28 protein-coding genes and 1 pseudogene are annotated in these 13,596 nt (G+C 42.2%); all 29 read right to left on the minus strand.

What is annotated here, in order from left to right; all coding sequences use genetic code 11:
- Positions 1-108 (minus strand): annotated as a pseudogene (locus HNR43_RS14200) (DNA-directed RNA polymerase subunit alpha); the annotation flags it as partial.
- Positions 109-276: 168 nt separating this feature from the next.
- Positions 277-666, minus strand: a complete 390-nt coding sequence (gene rpsK, locus HNR43_RS12205) for a 30S ribosomal protein S11 (RefSeq protein WP_003397692.1) — start codon at positions 664-666, stop codon at positions 277-279.
- A 25-nt stretch (positions 667-691) separates the two neighbouring features.
- A complete protein-coding gene (gene rpsM / locus HNR43_RS12210) occupies positions 692-1,057 on the minus strand; it encodes a 30S ribosomal protein S13 (protein ID WP_003397691.1) in 366 nt (121 codons plus the stop codon).
- 22 nt (positions 1,058-1,079) lie between these two features.
- Positions 1,080-1,193 carry a 50S ribosomal protein L36 gene (gene rpmJ, locus HNR43_RS12215; RefSeq protein WP_000868344.1) on the minus strand — a complete coding sequence of 38 codons (114 nt, stop codon included), beginning with the start codon at positions 1,191-1,193 and terminating at the stop codon, positions 1,080-1,082.
- A gap of 30 nt (positions 1,194-1,223) precedes the next feature.
- A complete protein-coding gene (gene infA / locus HNR43_RS12220; protein ID WP_003247618.1) occupies positions 1,224-1,442 on the minus strand; it encodes a translation initiation factor IF-1 in 219 nt (72 codons plus the stop codon).
- Between the two features lie 98 nt (positions 1,443-1,540).
- The gene (map, locus tag HNR43_RS12225) at positions 1,541-2,287 is read right to left on the minus strand and encodes a type I methionyl aminopeptidase (protein WP_183244213.1); all 747 of its coding nucleotides are present in this window, start codon (positions 2,285-2,287) and stop codon (positions 1,541-1,543) included.
- A complete protein-coding gene (locus tag HNR43_RS12230; protein ID WP_183244215.1) occupies positions 2,287-2,937 on the minus strand; it encodes an adenylate kinase in 651 nt (216 codons plus the stop codon). Before HNR43_RS12230 ends, map begins: the two co-directional genes overlap by 1 nt.
- 59 nt (positions 2,938-2,996) lie before the next feature.
- Complete coding sequence (gene secY / locus HNR43_RS12235) at positions 2,997-4,289, minus strand: preprotein translocase subunit SecY (RefSeq protein ID WP_183244217.1); 1,293 nt, start codon at positions 4,287-4,289, stop codon at positions 2,997-2,999.
- Entirely contained in the window at positions 4,289-4,729 is a 441-nt protein-coding gene (gene rplO / locus HNR43_RS12240; RefSeq protein ID WP_006322638.1) for a 50S ribosomal protein L15, read from the minus strand. Before rplO ends, secY begins: the two co-directional genes overlap by 1 nt.
- A gap of 14 nt (positions 4,730-4,743) precedes the next feature.
- On the minus strand, positions 4,744-4,932 hold the full coding sequence (gene rpmD, locus HNR43_RS12245) for a 50S ribosomal protein L30 (protein ID WP_003397685.1): 189 nt from the start codon (positions 4,930-4,932) through the stop codon (positions 4,744-4,746).
- Between the two features lie 14 nt (positions 4,933-4,946).
- Positions 4,947-5,447 carry a 30S ribosomal protein S5 gene (gene rpsE, locus HNR43_RS12250; protein ID WP_055442040.1) on the minus strand — a complete coding sequence of 167 codons (501 nt, stop codon included), beginning with the start codon at positions 5,445-5,447 and terminating at the stop codon, positions 4,947-4,949.
- A 19-nt stretch (positions 5,448-5,466) separates the two neighbouring features.
- Positions 5,467-5,829, minus strand: coding sequence for a 50S ribosomal protein L18 (gene rplR / locus HNR43_RS12255; protein ID WP_009361496.1), 363 nt, complete (start codon positions 5,827-5,829; stop codon positions 5,467-5,469).
- Between the two features lie 32 nt (positions 5,830-5,861).
- A complete protein-coding gene (gene rplF / locus HNR43_RS12260; protein ID WP_006322642.1) occupies positions 5,862-6,401 on the minus strand; it encodes a 50S ribosomal protein L6 in 540 nt (179 codons plus the stop codon).
- Between the two features lie 29 nt (positions 6,402-6,430).
- Positions 6,431-6,829, minus strand: a complete 399-nt coding sequence (gene rpsH / locus HNR43_RS12265) for a 30S ribosomal protein S8 (RefSeq protein ID WP_003397680.1) — start codon at positions 6,827-6,829, stop codon at positions 6,431-6,433.
- 33 nt (positions 6,830-6,862) lie between these two features.
- Positions 6,863-7,048, minus strand: coding sequence for a 30S ribosomal protein S14 (gene rpsN / locus HNR43_RS12270; RefSeq protein ID WP_003397678.1), 186 nt, complete (start codon positions 7,046-7,048; stop codon positions 6,863-6,865).
- Between the two features lie 34 nt (positions 7,049-7,082).
- Positions 7,083-7,622: a 50S ribosomal protein L5 gene (gene rplE / locus HNR43_RS12275; protein WP_032101421.1), complete on the minus strand. Its 540-nt coding sequence runs from the start codon at positions 7,620-7,622 to the stop codon at positions 7,083-7,085.
- Positions 7,623-7,651: 29 nt separating this feature from the next.
- Positions 7,652-7,963, minus strand: a complete 312-nt coding sequence (gene rplX, locus HNR43_RS12280; protein ID WP_003397676.1) for a 50S ribosomal protein L24 — start codon at positions 7,961-7,963, stop codon at positions 7,652-7,654.
- Positions 7,964-7,999: 36 nt separating this feature from the next.
- Positions 8,000-8,368: a 50S ribosomal protein L14 gene (gene rplN / locus HNR43_RS12285; protein WP_003397675.1), complete on the minus strand. Its 369-nt coding sequence runs from the start codon at positions 8,366-8,368 to the stop codon at positions 8,000-8,002.
- A 48-nt stretch (positions 8,369-8,416) separates the two neighbouring features.
- Positions 8,417-8,680: a 30S ribosomal protein S17 gene (gene rpsQ / locus HNR43_RS12290; RefSeq protein WP_003397674.1), complete on the minus strand. Its 264-nt coding sequence runs from the start codon at positions 8,678-8,680 to the stop codon at positions 8,417-8,419.
- Between the two features lie 25 nt (positions 8,681-8,705).
- Positions 8,706-8,906, minus strand: coding sequence for a 50S ribosomal protein L29 (gene rpmC / locus HNR43_RS12295; RefSeq protein ID WP_003397671.1), 201 nt, complete (start codon positions 8,904-8,906; stop codon positions 8,706-8,708).
- On the minus strand, positions 8,896-9,330 hold the full coding sequence (rplP, locus tag HNR43_RS12300; protein WP_003397670.1) for a 50S ribosomal protein L16: 435 nt from the start codon (positions 9,328-9,330) through the stop codon (positions 8,896-8,898). Before rplP ends, rpmC begins: the two co-directional genes overlap by 11 nt.
- A gap of 2 nt (positions 9,331-9,332) precedes the next feature.
- A complete protein-coding gene (gene rpsC / locus HNR43_RS12305) occupies positions 9,333-9,989 on the minus strand; it encodes a 30S ribosomal protein S3 (protein ID WP_003397666.1) in 657 nt (218 codons plus the stop codon).
- 3 nt (positions 9,990-9,992) lie between these two features.
- A complete protein-coding gene (rplV, locus tag HNR43_RS12310; RefSeq protein WP_006322652.1) occupies positions 9,993-10,334 on the minus strand; it encodes a 50S ribosomal protein L22 in 342 nt (113 codons plus the stop codon).
- 20 nt (positions 10,335-10,354) lie between these two features.
- A complete protein-coding gene (gene rpsS / locus HNR43_RS12315) occupies positions 10,355-10,633 on the minus strand; it encodes a 30S ribosomal protein S19 (RefSeq protein ID WP_004888674.1) in 279 nt (92 codons plus the stop codon).
- Between the two features lie 57 nt (positions 10,634-10,690).
- Positions 10,691-11,521 carry a 50S ribosomal protein L2 gene (rplB, locus tag HNR43_RS12320; RefSeq protein ID WP_003397662.1) on the minus strand — a complete coding sequence of 277 codons (831 nt, stop codon included), beginning with the start codon at positions 11,519-11,521 and terminating at the stop codon, positions 10,691-10,693.
- 27 nt (positions 11,522-11,548) lie between these two features.
- Positions 11,549-11,836: a 50S ribosomal protein L23 gene (gene rplW / locus HNR43_RS12325; RefSeq protein ID WP_003397660.1), complete on the minus strand. Its 288-nt coding sequence runs from the start codon at positions 11,834-11,836 to the stop codon at positions 11,549-11,551.
- Positions 11,836-12,459 (minus strand): 50S ribosomal protein L4, encoded by a 624-nt coding sequence (rplD, locus tag HNR43_RS12330; protein WP_006322654.1) that lies wholly within the window; start codon positions 12,457-12,459, stop codon positions 11,836-11,838. The genes rplW and rplD overlap by 1 nt, the downstream gene beginning before the upstream one ends.
- A gap of 27 nt (positions 12,460-12,486) precedes the next feature.
- Entirely contained in the window at positions 12,487-13,113 is a 627-nt protein-coding gene (gene rplC, locus HNR43_RS12335; protein ID WP_009361490.1) for a 50S ribosomal protein L3, read from the minus strand.
- 23 nt (positions 13,114-13,136) lie between these two features.
- Positions 13,137-13,445, minus strand: coding sequence for a 30S ribosomal protein S10 (rpsJ, locus tag HNR43_RS12340; protein ID WP_009361489.1), 309 nt, complete (start codon positions 13,443-13,445; stop codon positions 13,137-13,139).
- Between the last annotated feature and the right edge of the window lie 151 nt (positions 13,446-13,596).

Raw genomic sequence — 13,596 nt, forward strand, 5'->3', positions numbered from 1 at the left:
CAAAGTTGTACCATATCCACGCTCAAGTGGTTCAACGACGAATTTGCCGTATTTGGCATCCTCGCTGATTTCAACCGTTTCGATTTTCGGCTTTTCGATTTCCAGCATTCCTTTAACCCTCCTTCAAAACGTCGAAACCCCGATTAAACCGATGACAGCTCAATCGAAATTCCCCCATGAATAAGTTCCCGAATGTGCACAACAACTGTTTTTCATTTCCCTGTAAGAATGACTATATCCCATTATTGACACATACGCAAATTCTATACAGAGAAATTAAACACGACGACGTTTTGGCGGACGGCATCCGTTATGTGGAACCGGTGTAACATCTTTAATTGCTGTAATTTCTAATCCAGCCGCTTGAAGTGCACGAATCGCTGCTTCACGACCAGCACCCGGACCTTTTACGTTTACTTCAACAGTTTTCATGCCATGCTCCATTGATGCTTTTGCAGCAGCTTCTGCAGCCATTTGTGCAGCAAACGGAGTAGACTTACGAGAACCTTTGAAGCCTAACGCACCTGCACTTGACCAAGAAATTGCATTTCCATGAACGTCTGTAATTGTGACGATTGTGTTGTTAAAAGTCGAACGGATATGAGCGATACCAGATTCAATATTCTTTTTTACACGACGTTTACGCGTATTCGTTTTACGTGCCATTCGTTCACGAACCTCCTTTACTTAATTATTTTTTCTTATTGGCTACTGTACGACGTGGACCTTTACGTGTACGAGCATTGTTTTTCGTATTTTGGCCACGAACTGGCAATCCGCGACGATGACGAAGACCACGGTAGCAACCGATCTCCATTAAACGTTTAATGTTTAAAGATACTTCACGACGAAGATCTCCTTCTACTTTTAAGCGATCTACGATTTCACGAATTTTTCCTAATTCTTCTTCTGTTAAATCGCGAACACGAGTGTCTTCAGATACGCCAGCTTCTGCTAAGATTTTTTGTGCAGTTGCTTTACCGATTCCGTAAATGTATGTTAATGAAATGACTACACGTTTGTCACGAGGAATATCTACACCTGCAATACGTGCCATGATTTGTACACCTCCTCAAGTTTTATCCTTGTTTTTGCTTATGCTTTGGATTTTCACAAATAACCATAACTTTTCCGCGTCTGCGAATGACTTTGCATTTTTCGCAAATCGGTTTTACAGATGGTCTAACCTTCATGTGAACTTACCTCCTTGTTCGTGCGGAGTGTTATTTATATCGATACGTAATTCTTCCACGTGTTAAATCGTAAGGTGATAATTCCACCGTCACTTTATCACCTGGTAAAATACGAATAAAATGCATACGAATTTTACCTGAAACGTGAGCTAAAACAGTATGACCGTTTTCAAGTTCCACTCGGAACATCGCATTAGGTAACGTTTCAACGACTGTACCTTCCACTTCAATTACATCGTCTTTCGCCATTGAACGGCTCTCCCTTCTTTTTTGAAATGAGTAACATGTTCAACTAACACGACCAGTTTAAAGCTTACGATGCGCATCCGCAAAGAAGGTTAAAGCGTTCAAAGTGTTGTTAAAATTTCATATCCCGTCTCAGTAATAGCAACCGTATGCTCAAAGTGAGCACAAAGTTTTCCATCTACTGTGACGACCGTCCAATTATCTTCTAACGTGCGAACATAACGGGTTCCTGCATTCACCATCGGTTCAATGCACAGAACCATGCCTGGCTTTAACCGCGGTCCTTTGTTTGGCGGACCGTAATGTGGAATTTGCGGATCTTCATGTAAGTCTTGACCAATTCCATGCCCAACATACTCACGCACAACGGAAAAGTTATGTGCCTCAACGTACGTTTGGATCGCATGGGAAATGTTCGTTAACCGTGCGCCAGGTTTCGCTTCTTCCAATCCGCGATACAATGACTGTTCTGTCACTTCTAATAGTTTTTTTGCCTCTTCGGAGATGACCCCGACCGGATATGTCCAGGCCGAATCGCCATGATATCCATTATATTTTGCGCCGATATCGATGCTAATAATGTCTCCTTCGCGAAGCACACGGTCTCCCGGAACGCCGTGAACGAGCTCTTCATTTACGGACGTACAAATGCTCCCTTGGAATCCATTATATCCTTTAAACGAAGGAATTGCATCATGTTTACGAATGAACGTTTCAGCAATATGATCGAGCTCTCTTGTCGTGATGCCTGGCTCGATATATTTTTGTAGTTCTTGATGAGTTAAGGCAACAATCCGGCCAGCTTCACGCATAATTTCAATTTCGCGTGGGGTTTTGCAAATGATCATTATTGTAAGCCCCCAAGTAATTCACAAATGTCAGCAAACACTTGATCAATATGTTGTTGTCCATTAATGTTGCGCAAGTACCCTTTCGCTGCATAAAAGTCAAGTAACGGCTGCGCTTGTTTCATATTAACTTCAAGACGATTTGCTACGGTTGCTTCGTTATCATCTGCGCGTTGATACAACTCTCCACCGCATTTATCGCAAACACCTGCTTGAGCTGGTGGATTGAATACGAGATGATACGTTGCGCCACATTCTTTACAAATGCGTCTGCCCGTTAAACGTTCCATTAAAATGCTCTTATCTACTTCGATGTTAATGACATAGTCAATGGAACGGTCTAATTGTTGAAGAAGTGTTTCTAACGCTTCTGCTTGAGCGACTGTTCGCGGAAAACCGTCAAGCAAAAATCCGTTTTGGCAATCGTCCTTGCTTAATCGTTCACGAACAATGCCAATAGTCACTTCGTCTGGAACAAGATCACCGCGATCCATATATGACTTCGCCTGTAAACCGAGCTCTGTTCCTTCTTTGATCGCTGCTCGAAACATATCCCCAGTAGAGATGTGAGGAATTTTGTATTTCTCGACAATTTTTTCTGCCTGTGTCCCTTTTCCAGCTCCTGGCAGACCCATTAATACTAAATTCATCAATTTCTCCCCCTCAGCTCTATATGAGGTAGAGGGAATAAAATTCCCAACACCTCTTTTTATTTAATAAAGCCTTTATAATGTCGCTTCACTAATTGGCTTTCTAGCTGTTTCATCGTCTCTAAAGCAACGCCGACGACGATCAGCAAACTCGTTCCTCCAATTTGAGCAGAAGGCGGTAGTTTAGCGAACTCGATAAAGAAGACAGGAAGAACAGCGATTGCTGCTAAAAATAGAGCTCCGACGAAAGTTAATCGATATAAAACGCGTGTAATGAATTCTTGCGTGTTCTTTCCTGGACGAATGCCTGGAATATAACCACCTTGCTTTTTCAAATTGTCCGCCATTTGTTCCGGATTAACTTGAACAAACGCATAAAAATACGTAAAGGCAACAATTAAAGCGATGTATATAATCATCCCAACTGGTTGTGTGTAGTCAAAAACTTTTTTAATCCACAATGTTACATCATTCGAGCCGAAAAACGATGCAATCGTCGGTGGAGTAATAATGAACGACACCGCAAAAATAACCGGAATAACACCTGCCGGATTGACTTTTAACGGAATGTGTGTCGAATGACCACCTACCGGACTACGTCCTTCTAATCGCTTCGCATACTGAATCGGAATTTTCCGAAACGCTTGTTGCATATAAATGACACCAACGATGACTGCAACAACTGCTAAAGCGACTAACAGTACTGTGACGATGCGTAAAAACAACTGATCGCCAGCATTTTGAAACTGCTGCACGTAAATTTGATTAAGCGTTGTTGGGATACCTGAGACAATCCCTGCAAAAATCAAAACAGAAATGCCGTTCCCAACACCTTTAGCTGTAATTTGCTCACCGAGCCACATTAAAAAAGCTGTGCCTGCTGTTAAAACGAGCGCAATAAGCAAATATGTCGGGATGCCTGGATTTTTAATAAGCACACCACCAGACATATTATGAAAACCGTATGACATAGCGAACGCTTGGATAAAACCAAGCACAATCGTAAAGTAGCGAGTAAACTGAGCGAGCTTACGGCGGCCTACTTCTCCTTGTTTCGACCATTCCGTAAATTTAGGAACAACATCCATCTGCAATAGTTGTACGATGATGGATGCCGTGATATATGGCATGACGCCCATCGCAAAAATAGAGAAATTTTTCAAGGCGCCACCGCCGAATGTGTTCAATACGCCAAAGGCATTGAACTGATCCTGCATTTTCAAGACGTCTGCATTTACGCCCGGCACAGGAATGAACGTACCGATGCGAAATACAATGAGCATAAGAAGGGTGAACATAATTTTTCTTCTTATATCACCCACGCGCATAAAATTGGAGATTGTTCGAAACATTAAATCACCTCAGTTGTACCGCCAGCAGCTTCGATCGCTTCTTTTGCAGAAGCAGAGAATTTATGAGCTTTTACTGTTAATTTTTTCGTAAGCTCACCGTCTCCAAGAACTTTGATGCCTGCTTTTAACTTGCTTACTACGCCTGTTTCAAGCAACAATTCTGGTGTTACTTCCGTACCGTCTTCAAAGCGATTTAATGCTTCAAGGTTAACGATCGCATATTCTTTACGATGAATGTTTGTAAAGCCGCGTTTTGGTAAACGACGGAATAAAGGTGTTTGACCACCTTCAAAGCCAATGCGTACACCGCCGCCAGAACGAGCGTTTTGCCCTTTGTGACCTTTACCAGAAGTTTTTCCGTTACCAGAGCCGATACCACGACCAACACGGTTGCGTTCTTTACGGGAACCCGGTGCTGGTTGTAATTCATGTAGCTTCATGTCTAGGCACCTCCTTATTCTTCTAATTCTTTTACTGTTACAAGGTGAGAAACTTTATTGATCATTCCACGAATGGCTGGATTGTCGTTATGAACAACTGTTTGATGCAATTTCCGTAAACCTAATGTTTTAACCGTCACGCGTTGGTCTTGCGGACGACCAATTACGCTGCGAGTGAGGGTAATTGCTAATTTTTTCGCCATCATTTTTCCCTCCCTTATCCTAACAGTTCCTCAACTGTTTTACCGCGCAATTTTGCTACCTCTTCAGCACGTTTCAATTGCTTCAAACCGTCGATTGTTGCGCGTACCATGTTGATTGGTGTGTTGGAACCGATTGACTTCGATAAAATATCGCTAACACCTGCTAACTCTAATACCGCACGCGCAGGACCTCCAGCGATAACCCCAGTACCTTCAGATGCTGGTTTTAAAATGATTTCACCTGCACCGAAATGTCCGATGACTTCATGTGGAATTGTTGTACCAACGATCGGTACAGTAATTAAGTTTTTCTTCGCGTCTTCAATCGCTTTGCGAATAGCATCTGGAACTTCTTGAGCTTTTCCTGTTCCAAAGCCGACATGACCGTTTTTGTCACCAACAACGACTAACGCAGCGAAACGGAAACGACGTCCACCTTTTACAACTTTAGCTACGCGGTTAACGGCAACAACGCGTTCTTCTAGTTCAAGTTTATTTGGATCAATGCGACGCATCTCTGTCCCTCCTTCTTAATTAGAATTGTAATCCAGCTTCACGAGCAGCGTCTGCAAGTGCTTTAACACGTCCATGATATAAATATCCGCCACGGTCAAATACAACCGATGTAATTCCTTTTTCAAGCGCACGTTTAGCAATCAATTCGCCCACTTTTTGAGCTGCTTCAACATTACCTGTTGACTCTAAATCGAATTCTTTATCTAACGTTGACGCACTAACGAGCGTCACAGCTTTCATATCGTCAATAATTTGTGCGTAAATGTGTTTGTTTGAACGGAACACATTTAAGCGTGGACGTTCCGCAGTTCCTACTACTTTACGACGAACACGAGCGTGTCTTTTTTTGCGAACTGCATTTTTATCAAGCTTAGTGATCATTCGTGTCACTCCTTTCATTTACCTAAGCAGCATTATTTCTTACCTGTTTTACCTTCTTTACGACGTACAACTTCGCCTTCGTAGCGAATACCTTTTCCTTTATAAGGCTCTGGTGAACGAACGGCACGAATGTTTGCTGCTAATTCACCAACACGTTGTTTGTCCGCACCTTTAACGATGATTTTTGTTTGTGAAGGAACTTCAATTTCAAGGCCTTCTTCTGGTTCGATTTCAACAGGATGAGAGTATCCTACGCTTAACACAAGCTTTTTACCTTGTTTTGTCGCACGATAACCGACACCAACAAGCTCAAGCGCACGCTCATAACCTTTTGAAACACCTTCAACCATGTTCGCAAGTAAGCTGCGAGTCGTTCCGTGAAGCGCACGATGATGCTTTTCATCGCTTGGACGCTCAACTGTTAAAACGTTGCCTTCTAATTTAATGACCATATCTGGATGGAACGTACGAGTAAGTTCACCTTTCGGACCTTTTACAGTAACTGTGTTACCGTTTAATGTAACTGTAACACCAGCTGGAATTTCCAATGGTTTTTTACCAACACGTGACATGTACTACACCTCCATTCGTTGCAAAATAATTACCAAATGTATGCTAACACTTCGCCGCCAGTACGTTTTTGACGTGCTTCTTTGTCAGTTAAAATACCTTGAGATGTTGAAAGAATTGCGATTCCTAAACCGTTCAATACGCGTGGTACTTCATCAGCTTTTGCATATACGCGCAAACCAGGTTTGCTAATGCGTTTAAGGCCTGTAATTACGCGCTCGTTGTTTGGACCGTACTTTAAGAAAATTCGAAGAATACCTTGTTTGTTATCTTCAATGTATTCGACATCACGAATGAAACCTTCACGCTTTAAAATTTCAGCGATTTCTCTTTTAATTTTTGAAGCAGGAACTTCAAGTTTCTCGTGACGCACCATGTTCGCATTACGAATGCGAGTAAGCATATCTGCAATTGGATCTGTCATCACCATTATGTTTTACCTCCTTCCCAACTCATGGGTTTATTACCAGCTTGCTTTTTTCACACCAGGAATTTGACCTTTATACGCTAATTCACGGAAACAAATACGGCAAAGTTTAAATTTGCGATATACAGAGTGTGGACGTCCACAACGCTCACAACGAGTGTACGCTTGCACTTTAAACTTTGGTGTGCGTTTTTGTTTCGCGATCATTGATTTTTTAGCCACGTTTTCGCCTCCCTCTTTTTACGAATGGGAATGATTATTTTTGGAATGGCATACCGAGCAACGTAAGTAATTCACGAGCTTCCTCGTCTGTTTTCGCAGTTGTAACGATGACGATGTCCATACCGCGAACTTTGTTTACTTTATCGTAGTCAATTTCAGGGAAAATTAATTGCTCTTTTACACCTAATGTGTAGTTGCCGCGTCCGTCAAAAGATTTTTTAGAAACACCACGGAAGTCGCGAACACGCGGTAAAGAAACAGACACGAGCTTATCGAAAAACTCGTACATACGCTCACCGCGAAGCGTTACTTTCGCACCGATTGGCATTCCTTCACGAAGACGGAAACCAGCGATTGATTTTTTCGCGCGTGTAACAACTGGTTTTTGACCAGAAATTAATGCGAGTTCTTCTACTGCGTTATCTAACGCTTTTGCGTTTTGCACCGCATCACCAACACCCATGTTGATGACAATTTTCTCGATTTTTGGAACTTGCATCACAGATTTATAGTTAAACTTGCTCATCAGAGCAGGAACAACTTCTTTCACATACTTTTCTTTAAGGCGGTTCATTTGAGTACCTCCCTTCCTCGATCACTTCATTATTTGTCTAAAATTTCACCAGAACGTTTCGCATAGCGAACTTTTTTACCGTCAACCACTTTGTATCCAACACGAGTTGGTAATCCTGTTTTTGGATCAAGAGGCATTACGTTTGATACGTGGATTGGCGCCTCTTGGCTGATGATGCCGCCTTGTGGATTTGCTTGAGAAGGTTTTACGTGTTTTTTCACGATATTTACACCTTCAACAAGCACTCGGTTTTTCTTTGGAAACGCAGCGAGAATAACGCCTTGTTTACCTTTATCTTTACCAGAGATTACTTGTACTTTATCACCTTTTTTTACATGCATCTGAATCGCACCTCCTTAAAAGGCTTTTCCTTTTCATTAAATCACTTCTGGAGCTAAAGAAACGATTTTCATAAAGTCTTTTTCACGCAATTCGCGAGCAACTGGTCCGAAAATACGTGTACCACGTGGGCTCTTGTCATCACGAATGATTACGCAAGCATTTTCATCAAAACGGATGTAAGAACCGTCTGTACGGCGCACACCACGTTTCGTGCGAACGACAACCGCTTTAACGACTTGACCTTTTTTAACAACGCCACCTGGTGTTGCATCTTTAACTGTCGCCACAACGATGTCGCCAACGTTCGCATAACGACGACCAGAACCACCTAGCACTTTAATGACAAGCACTTCACGTGCACCAGAGTTATCAGCAACTTTCATACGAGTTTCTTGTTGAATCATTGACGAAACCTCCTTTCGGATTTGTATCCATCATTCCGAACATATTCATTAAACAATAACAGCTTTCTCGACTACTTCAACAAGACGGAAACGTTTTGTCGCAGAAAGAGGACGTGTTTCCATGATTTTGACGATATCGCCCACTTTTGCTACGTTGTTTTCGTCATGTGCCTTATATTTTTTCGAATACTTTACGCGCTTGCCGTAAAGAGGATGCTTTTTATAAGTTTCTACAAGAACCGTAATTGTTTTATCCATTTTATCGGAAACAACACGGCCGACGAGAACTTTACGATTGTTGCGTTCACTCATTGTGCGAACCTCCTCTCGATTTCAATTATTTATTAGCAGCGATCTCTCTTTCGCGAATAACAGTTTTCATACGCGCAATCGCTTTGCGTACTTCACGAATACGAGCAGTATTCTCTAATTGACCTGTTGCCAATTGGAAGCGAAGGTTGAATAACTCTTCTTTCAACGCTTTAATTTTTTGTTCAATCTCGGCAGTGGTAAGTTCACGAATTTCTTTAGCTTTCATTTGATTCACCACCAATTTCTTCACGTTTTACGAATTTACATTTGATTGGAAGTTTGTGAGAAGCAAGACGTAACGCTTCGCGAGCTACTTCTTCAGAAACTCCCGCGATTTCAAACATCACTTTACCAGGCTTAACTACAGCTACCCAACCTTCAGGAGCACCTTTACCGGAACCCATGCGCACTTCAAGTGGTTTTGCTGTATATGGCTTTGAAGGGAAAATTTTAATCCATACTTTACCGCCACGTCTCATGTAACGAGTCATCGCACGACGAGCAGCCTCGATTTGACGGTTTGTAATCCATGCTGGCTCTAACGCTTGTAAGCCGTACTCACCAAAATGTACTTCTGTACCGCCTTTTGCGCGACCTTTCATGCGACCGCGATGTTCACGACGATATTTTACGCGTTTTGGCATTAACATGATTAATTTCCTCCTTCCTCAGTTTTCTTTTTCGTAGGAAGGACCTCTCCACGATAAATCCATACTTTCACGCCGATTTTTCCGTATGTTGTGTCCGCTTCTGCTGTTGCATAATCAATGTCAGCGCGAAGAGTATGAAGTGGAACTGTTCCTTCGCTGTAATGTTCTGAGCGAGCGATATCTGCTCCACCTAAACGACCAGATACCATCGTTTTAATTCCTTTAGCACCTGCGCGCATTGTGCGTTGAATTGCTTGTTTTTGCGCACGACGGAATGATACGCGGTTTTCAATTTGACGCGCGATATTTTCAGCGACAAGTTTTGCTTCTAAGTCTGGCTTTTTAATTTCAACGATGTTGATATGAACACGTTTGCCAGTTAATTCGTTCAACGCTTTACGAAGCGCTTCAACTTCAGATCCGCCTTTACCAATTACCATACCTGGTTTCGCTGTATGGATTGTAATATTTACACGGTTTGCTGCACGCTCGATTTCAATGCGAGAAACAGCTGCATCACTTAAGCGCTTTGTGAGGTACTCACGAATTTTAAGATCTTCGTGTAAAAGGTCCGCGTAATCTTTTTCAGCGTACCATCTTGATTCCCAATCACGGATAATACCAATGCGAAGACCGATTGGATTTACCTTTTGACCCACTGATTATCCCTCCTTCTTTTCTGAAACAACGATCGTGATATGGCTTGTGCGTTTGTTAATTGCGCTCGCACGACCTTGTGCACGAGGACGGAAACGTTTCAATGTTGGTCCTTCGTTCACATAAGCTTCTGTAACAACAAGTTTGTTCACGTCCATGTCATAGTTATGTTCTGCGTTTGCCACTGCAGATTTTAATACTTTCTCGATAATCGGAGAAGCAGCTTTTGGTGTATGGCGAAGAATCGCAACTGCTTCACTCACTTGCTTTCCTCGAATTAAATCAATCACTAAACGAGCTTTACGAGGAGCAATTCGAACCGTTCTAGCAACAGCTTTAGCTTGCATAAATGAAGCCTCCTCTCATATTAACGTTTTGTTTTTTTGTCATCAGCAGCGTGACCTTTGTACGTGCGCGTTGGCGCGAACTCACCGAGCTTATGACCGACCATGTCCTCTGTGATGTAAACTGGAACGTGTTTACGACCATCGTAAACAGCGATTGTGTGACCAATGAATTGTGGGAAAATTGTCGAACGACGAGACCATGTTTTGATCACTTGTTTTTGTCCAGTTTCATTCAACTTCTCAATTTTTTTCATTAAATGATCATCACAAAAAGGACCTTTTTTCAAGCTGCGACCCATAAGTGAACCTCCTTTCGTGATTGCTCTACGGTTCTTGTGAACCGTAGCTCAACCCCGTTATTTTTTACGACGACGTACGATAAATTTATCGGATTTGTTTTTCTTCTTACGCGTTTTGAATCCAAGCGTTGGTTTACCCCATGGAGTCATTGGAGACTTACGTCCGATTGGTGCTTTACCTTCACCACCACCATGTGGGTGATCTACTGGGTTCATAACAGAACCACGAACAGTTGGACGAATGCCTAACCAACGAGCGCGTCCAGCTTTACCGATGTTCACAAGCTCATGTTGTTCGTTACCAACTTGACCGACTGTTGCACGGCAAGTTGCTAAAATCATACGAACTTCACCTGAAGATAAACGAACGAGTACGTACTTGCCTTCTTTACCAAGCACTTGTGCAGATGTACCTGCAGCGCGCACTAACTGTCCGCCTTTACCAGGTTTTAATTCGATGTTGTGAATAACTGTACCGACTGGAATGTTTGCTAAAGGTAATGCGTTACCCACTTTAATGTCCGCATCTGGACCTGACATGATTTCCATGCCAACTTCTAAGTTTTTCGGTGCGATGATGTAACGTTTTTCACCATCAGCGTAATGAATTAACGCGATGTTCGCAGAACGGTTCGGATCGTATTCGATTGTAGCAACGCGTCCTGGAATGCCATCTTTATCGCGTTTAAAGTCAATAATACGATATTGACGTTTATGACCGCCACCTTGGTGACGAACTGTTAATTTACCTTGGTTGTTACGACCGCCTTTTTTCTTTAAAGGCGCAAGCAACGATTTTTCCGGCTTATCTGTTGTAAGCTCAGAGAAGTCTAAAACCGTCATACCACGACGACCGTTAGACGTTGGCTTATATTTTTTAATCGCCATGTCCGTTTCCCTCCTTCACTTTTAAACTTATACTTCAAATAGTTCGATTTCTTTGCTGTCTGGCGTTAACGTAACAATCGCTTTGCGACGACGATTTGTCAAACCACTATAGCGACCAACACGTTTGAACTTTCCTTTATAGTTCATAATGTTAACTTTCGCTACTTTCACGCCGAAAATCGCTTCGATCGCGTCTTTTACCTCTGTTTTGTTCGCTTTCACATCAACTTCGAACGTATATTTTTTCTCAGTCATTAACTCTGTTGAACGTTCAGTGATGACGGGGCGCTTAATAATATCGCGAGGATCTTTCATTATGCAAGCACCTCCTCTACTTTTTCCACAGCAGCTTTCGTAATGACAAGCTTGTCGTGGTTGAGTACATCAAGAACGTTAATTCCGCTTGCTGTCACAACTGTGACTCCTGGGATGTTGCGAGCTGAAAGAATAACGTTCTCATTTGCATCTGCTGTTACAATTAACGCTTTGCGATCAACAGAAAGATTGTTTAAAATTTTAACCATTTCTTTTGTTTTCGGTGCTTCAAGCGTTAAATTATCTAATACAACAATGCTGTTTTCAAGCACTTTTGAAGATAATGCCGATTTAATCGCTAAGCGACGAACTTTTTTCGGAAGTTTATAGCTGTAGCTGCGTGGAACTGGACCGAATACAACACCACCGCCGCGCCATTGTGGAGAACGAATTGATCCTTGGCGAGCGCGTCCAGTACCTTTTTGGCGCCATGGCTTACGGCCACCGCCACTTACTTCTGCACGATTTTTTGTTTTATGAGTTCCTTGACGTAAGGAAGCACGTTGCATAATTACCGCTTCAAATAACACATGTTTGTTCGGTTCAATACCAAATACGGCATCGTTTAATTCGATTTCACCGATGTTTTCTCCGTTTTGGTTGTACAATGCTACTTTTGGCATTGGGTATTTCCTCCTTTCTTAAAGAAATTATTTCGCTTTAACCGCGCTTTTAATGATGACAAGTCCTTTGTTTGGACCTGGCACGTTTCCTTTAATTAAGATTAAGTTGCGTTCTGGATCTACTTTAACAACTTTTAAGTTTTGTACTGTTACACGCTCGCCACCCATGCGGCCTGGAAGCTCTTTTGATTTAAATACACGGTTTGGAGCGATCGGACCCATTGAACCAGGACGACGATGGTAACGAGAACCGTGAGCCATTGGTCCACGAGATTGTCCGTGGCGTTTAATTACACCTTGGAAACCTTTACCTTTTGACGTGCCTGTTACGTCAACGATTTCACCTTCGTTGAAAATGTCCACTTTTACTTCTTGACCTACTTCATACTCTGCAAGATTCACACCACGAATTTCACGAATGAAGCGCTTAGGTGTGGTGTTTGCCTTCGCAGCATGACCTTTTTGAGGCTTGTTCGCTAACTTCTCACGTAAATCTTCAAAACCTAATTGAATCGCTTCATAGCCATCGTTTTCAACCGTTTTCTTTTGAAGAACTACGTTTGGAGTCGCTTGAATAACCGTTACAGGAATAAGATCTCCGTTTTCAGCGAACACTTGAGTCATGCCGATTTTTCTTCCTAAGATTCCTTTCATCTTTCACACCTCCTATATCGCAATTACAACTTGATTTCAATATCGACACCAGACGGTAAGTCTAAACGCATTAAAGAATCTACTGTTTGTGGAGTCGGATTAACGATGTCAATTAAGCGTTTATGCGTGCGCATTTCGAATTGCTCACGAGAGTCTTTGTATTTATGAACCGCACGTAAGATCGTGTACACCGTTCTCTCAGTTGGTAACGGAATCGGTCCAGATACAGTTGCGCCTGAACGCTTTGCAGTTTCCACAATTTTCTCAGCAGATTGATCAAGAATTCGATGATCATATGCTTTTAAACGAATACGAATTTTTTCTTTTGCCATTATTTTCCCTCCTTCTTCGCCTATTTTCAAAATAGACATTCTCCATGGAAATTTCCTTCACACTCGCCATGGCAAAGCGGCCGGGTGTGTCAGCAACCTTCCACTTCATCGCAGTCAAAGACCAACGTTTATTATTATATATAATTTTTAT

The organism is Anoxybacillus mongoliensis, from assembly GCF_014201515.1.
Taxonomy (GTDB): domain Bacteria; phylum Bacillota; class Bacilli; order Bacillales; family Anoxybacillaceae; genus Anoxybacillus; species Anoxybacillus mongoliensis.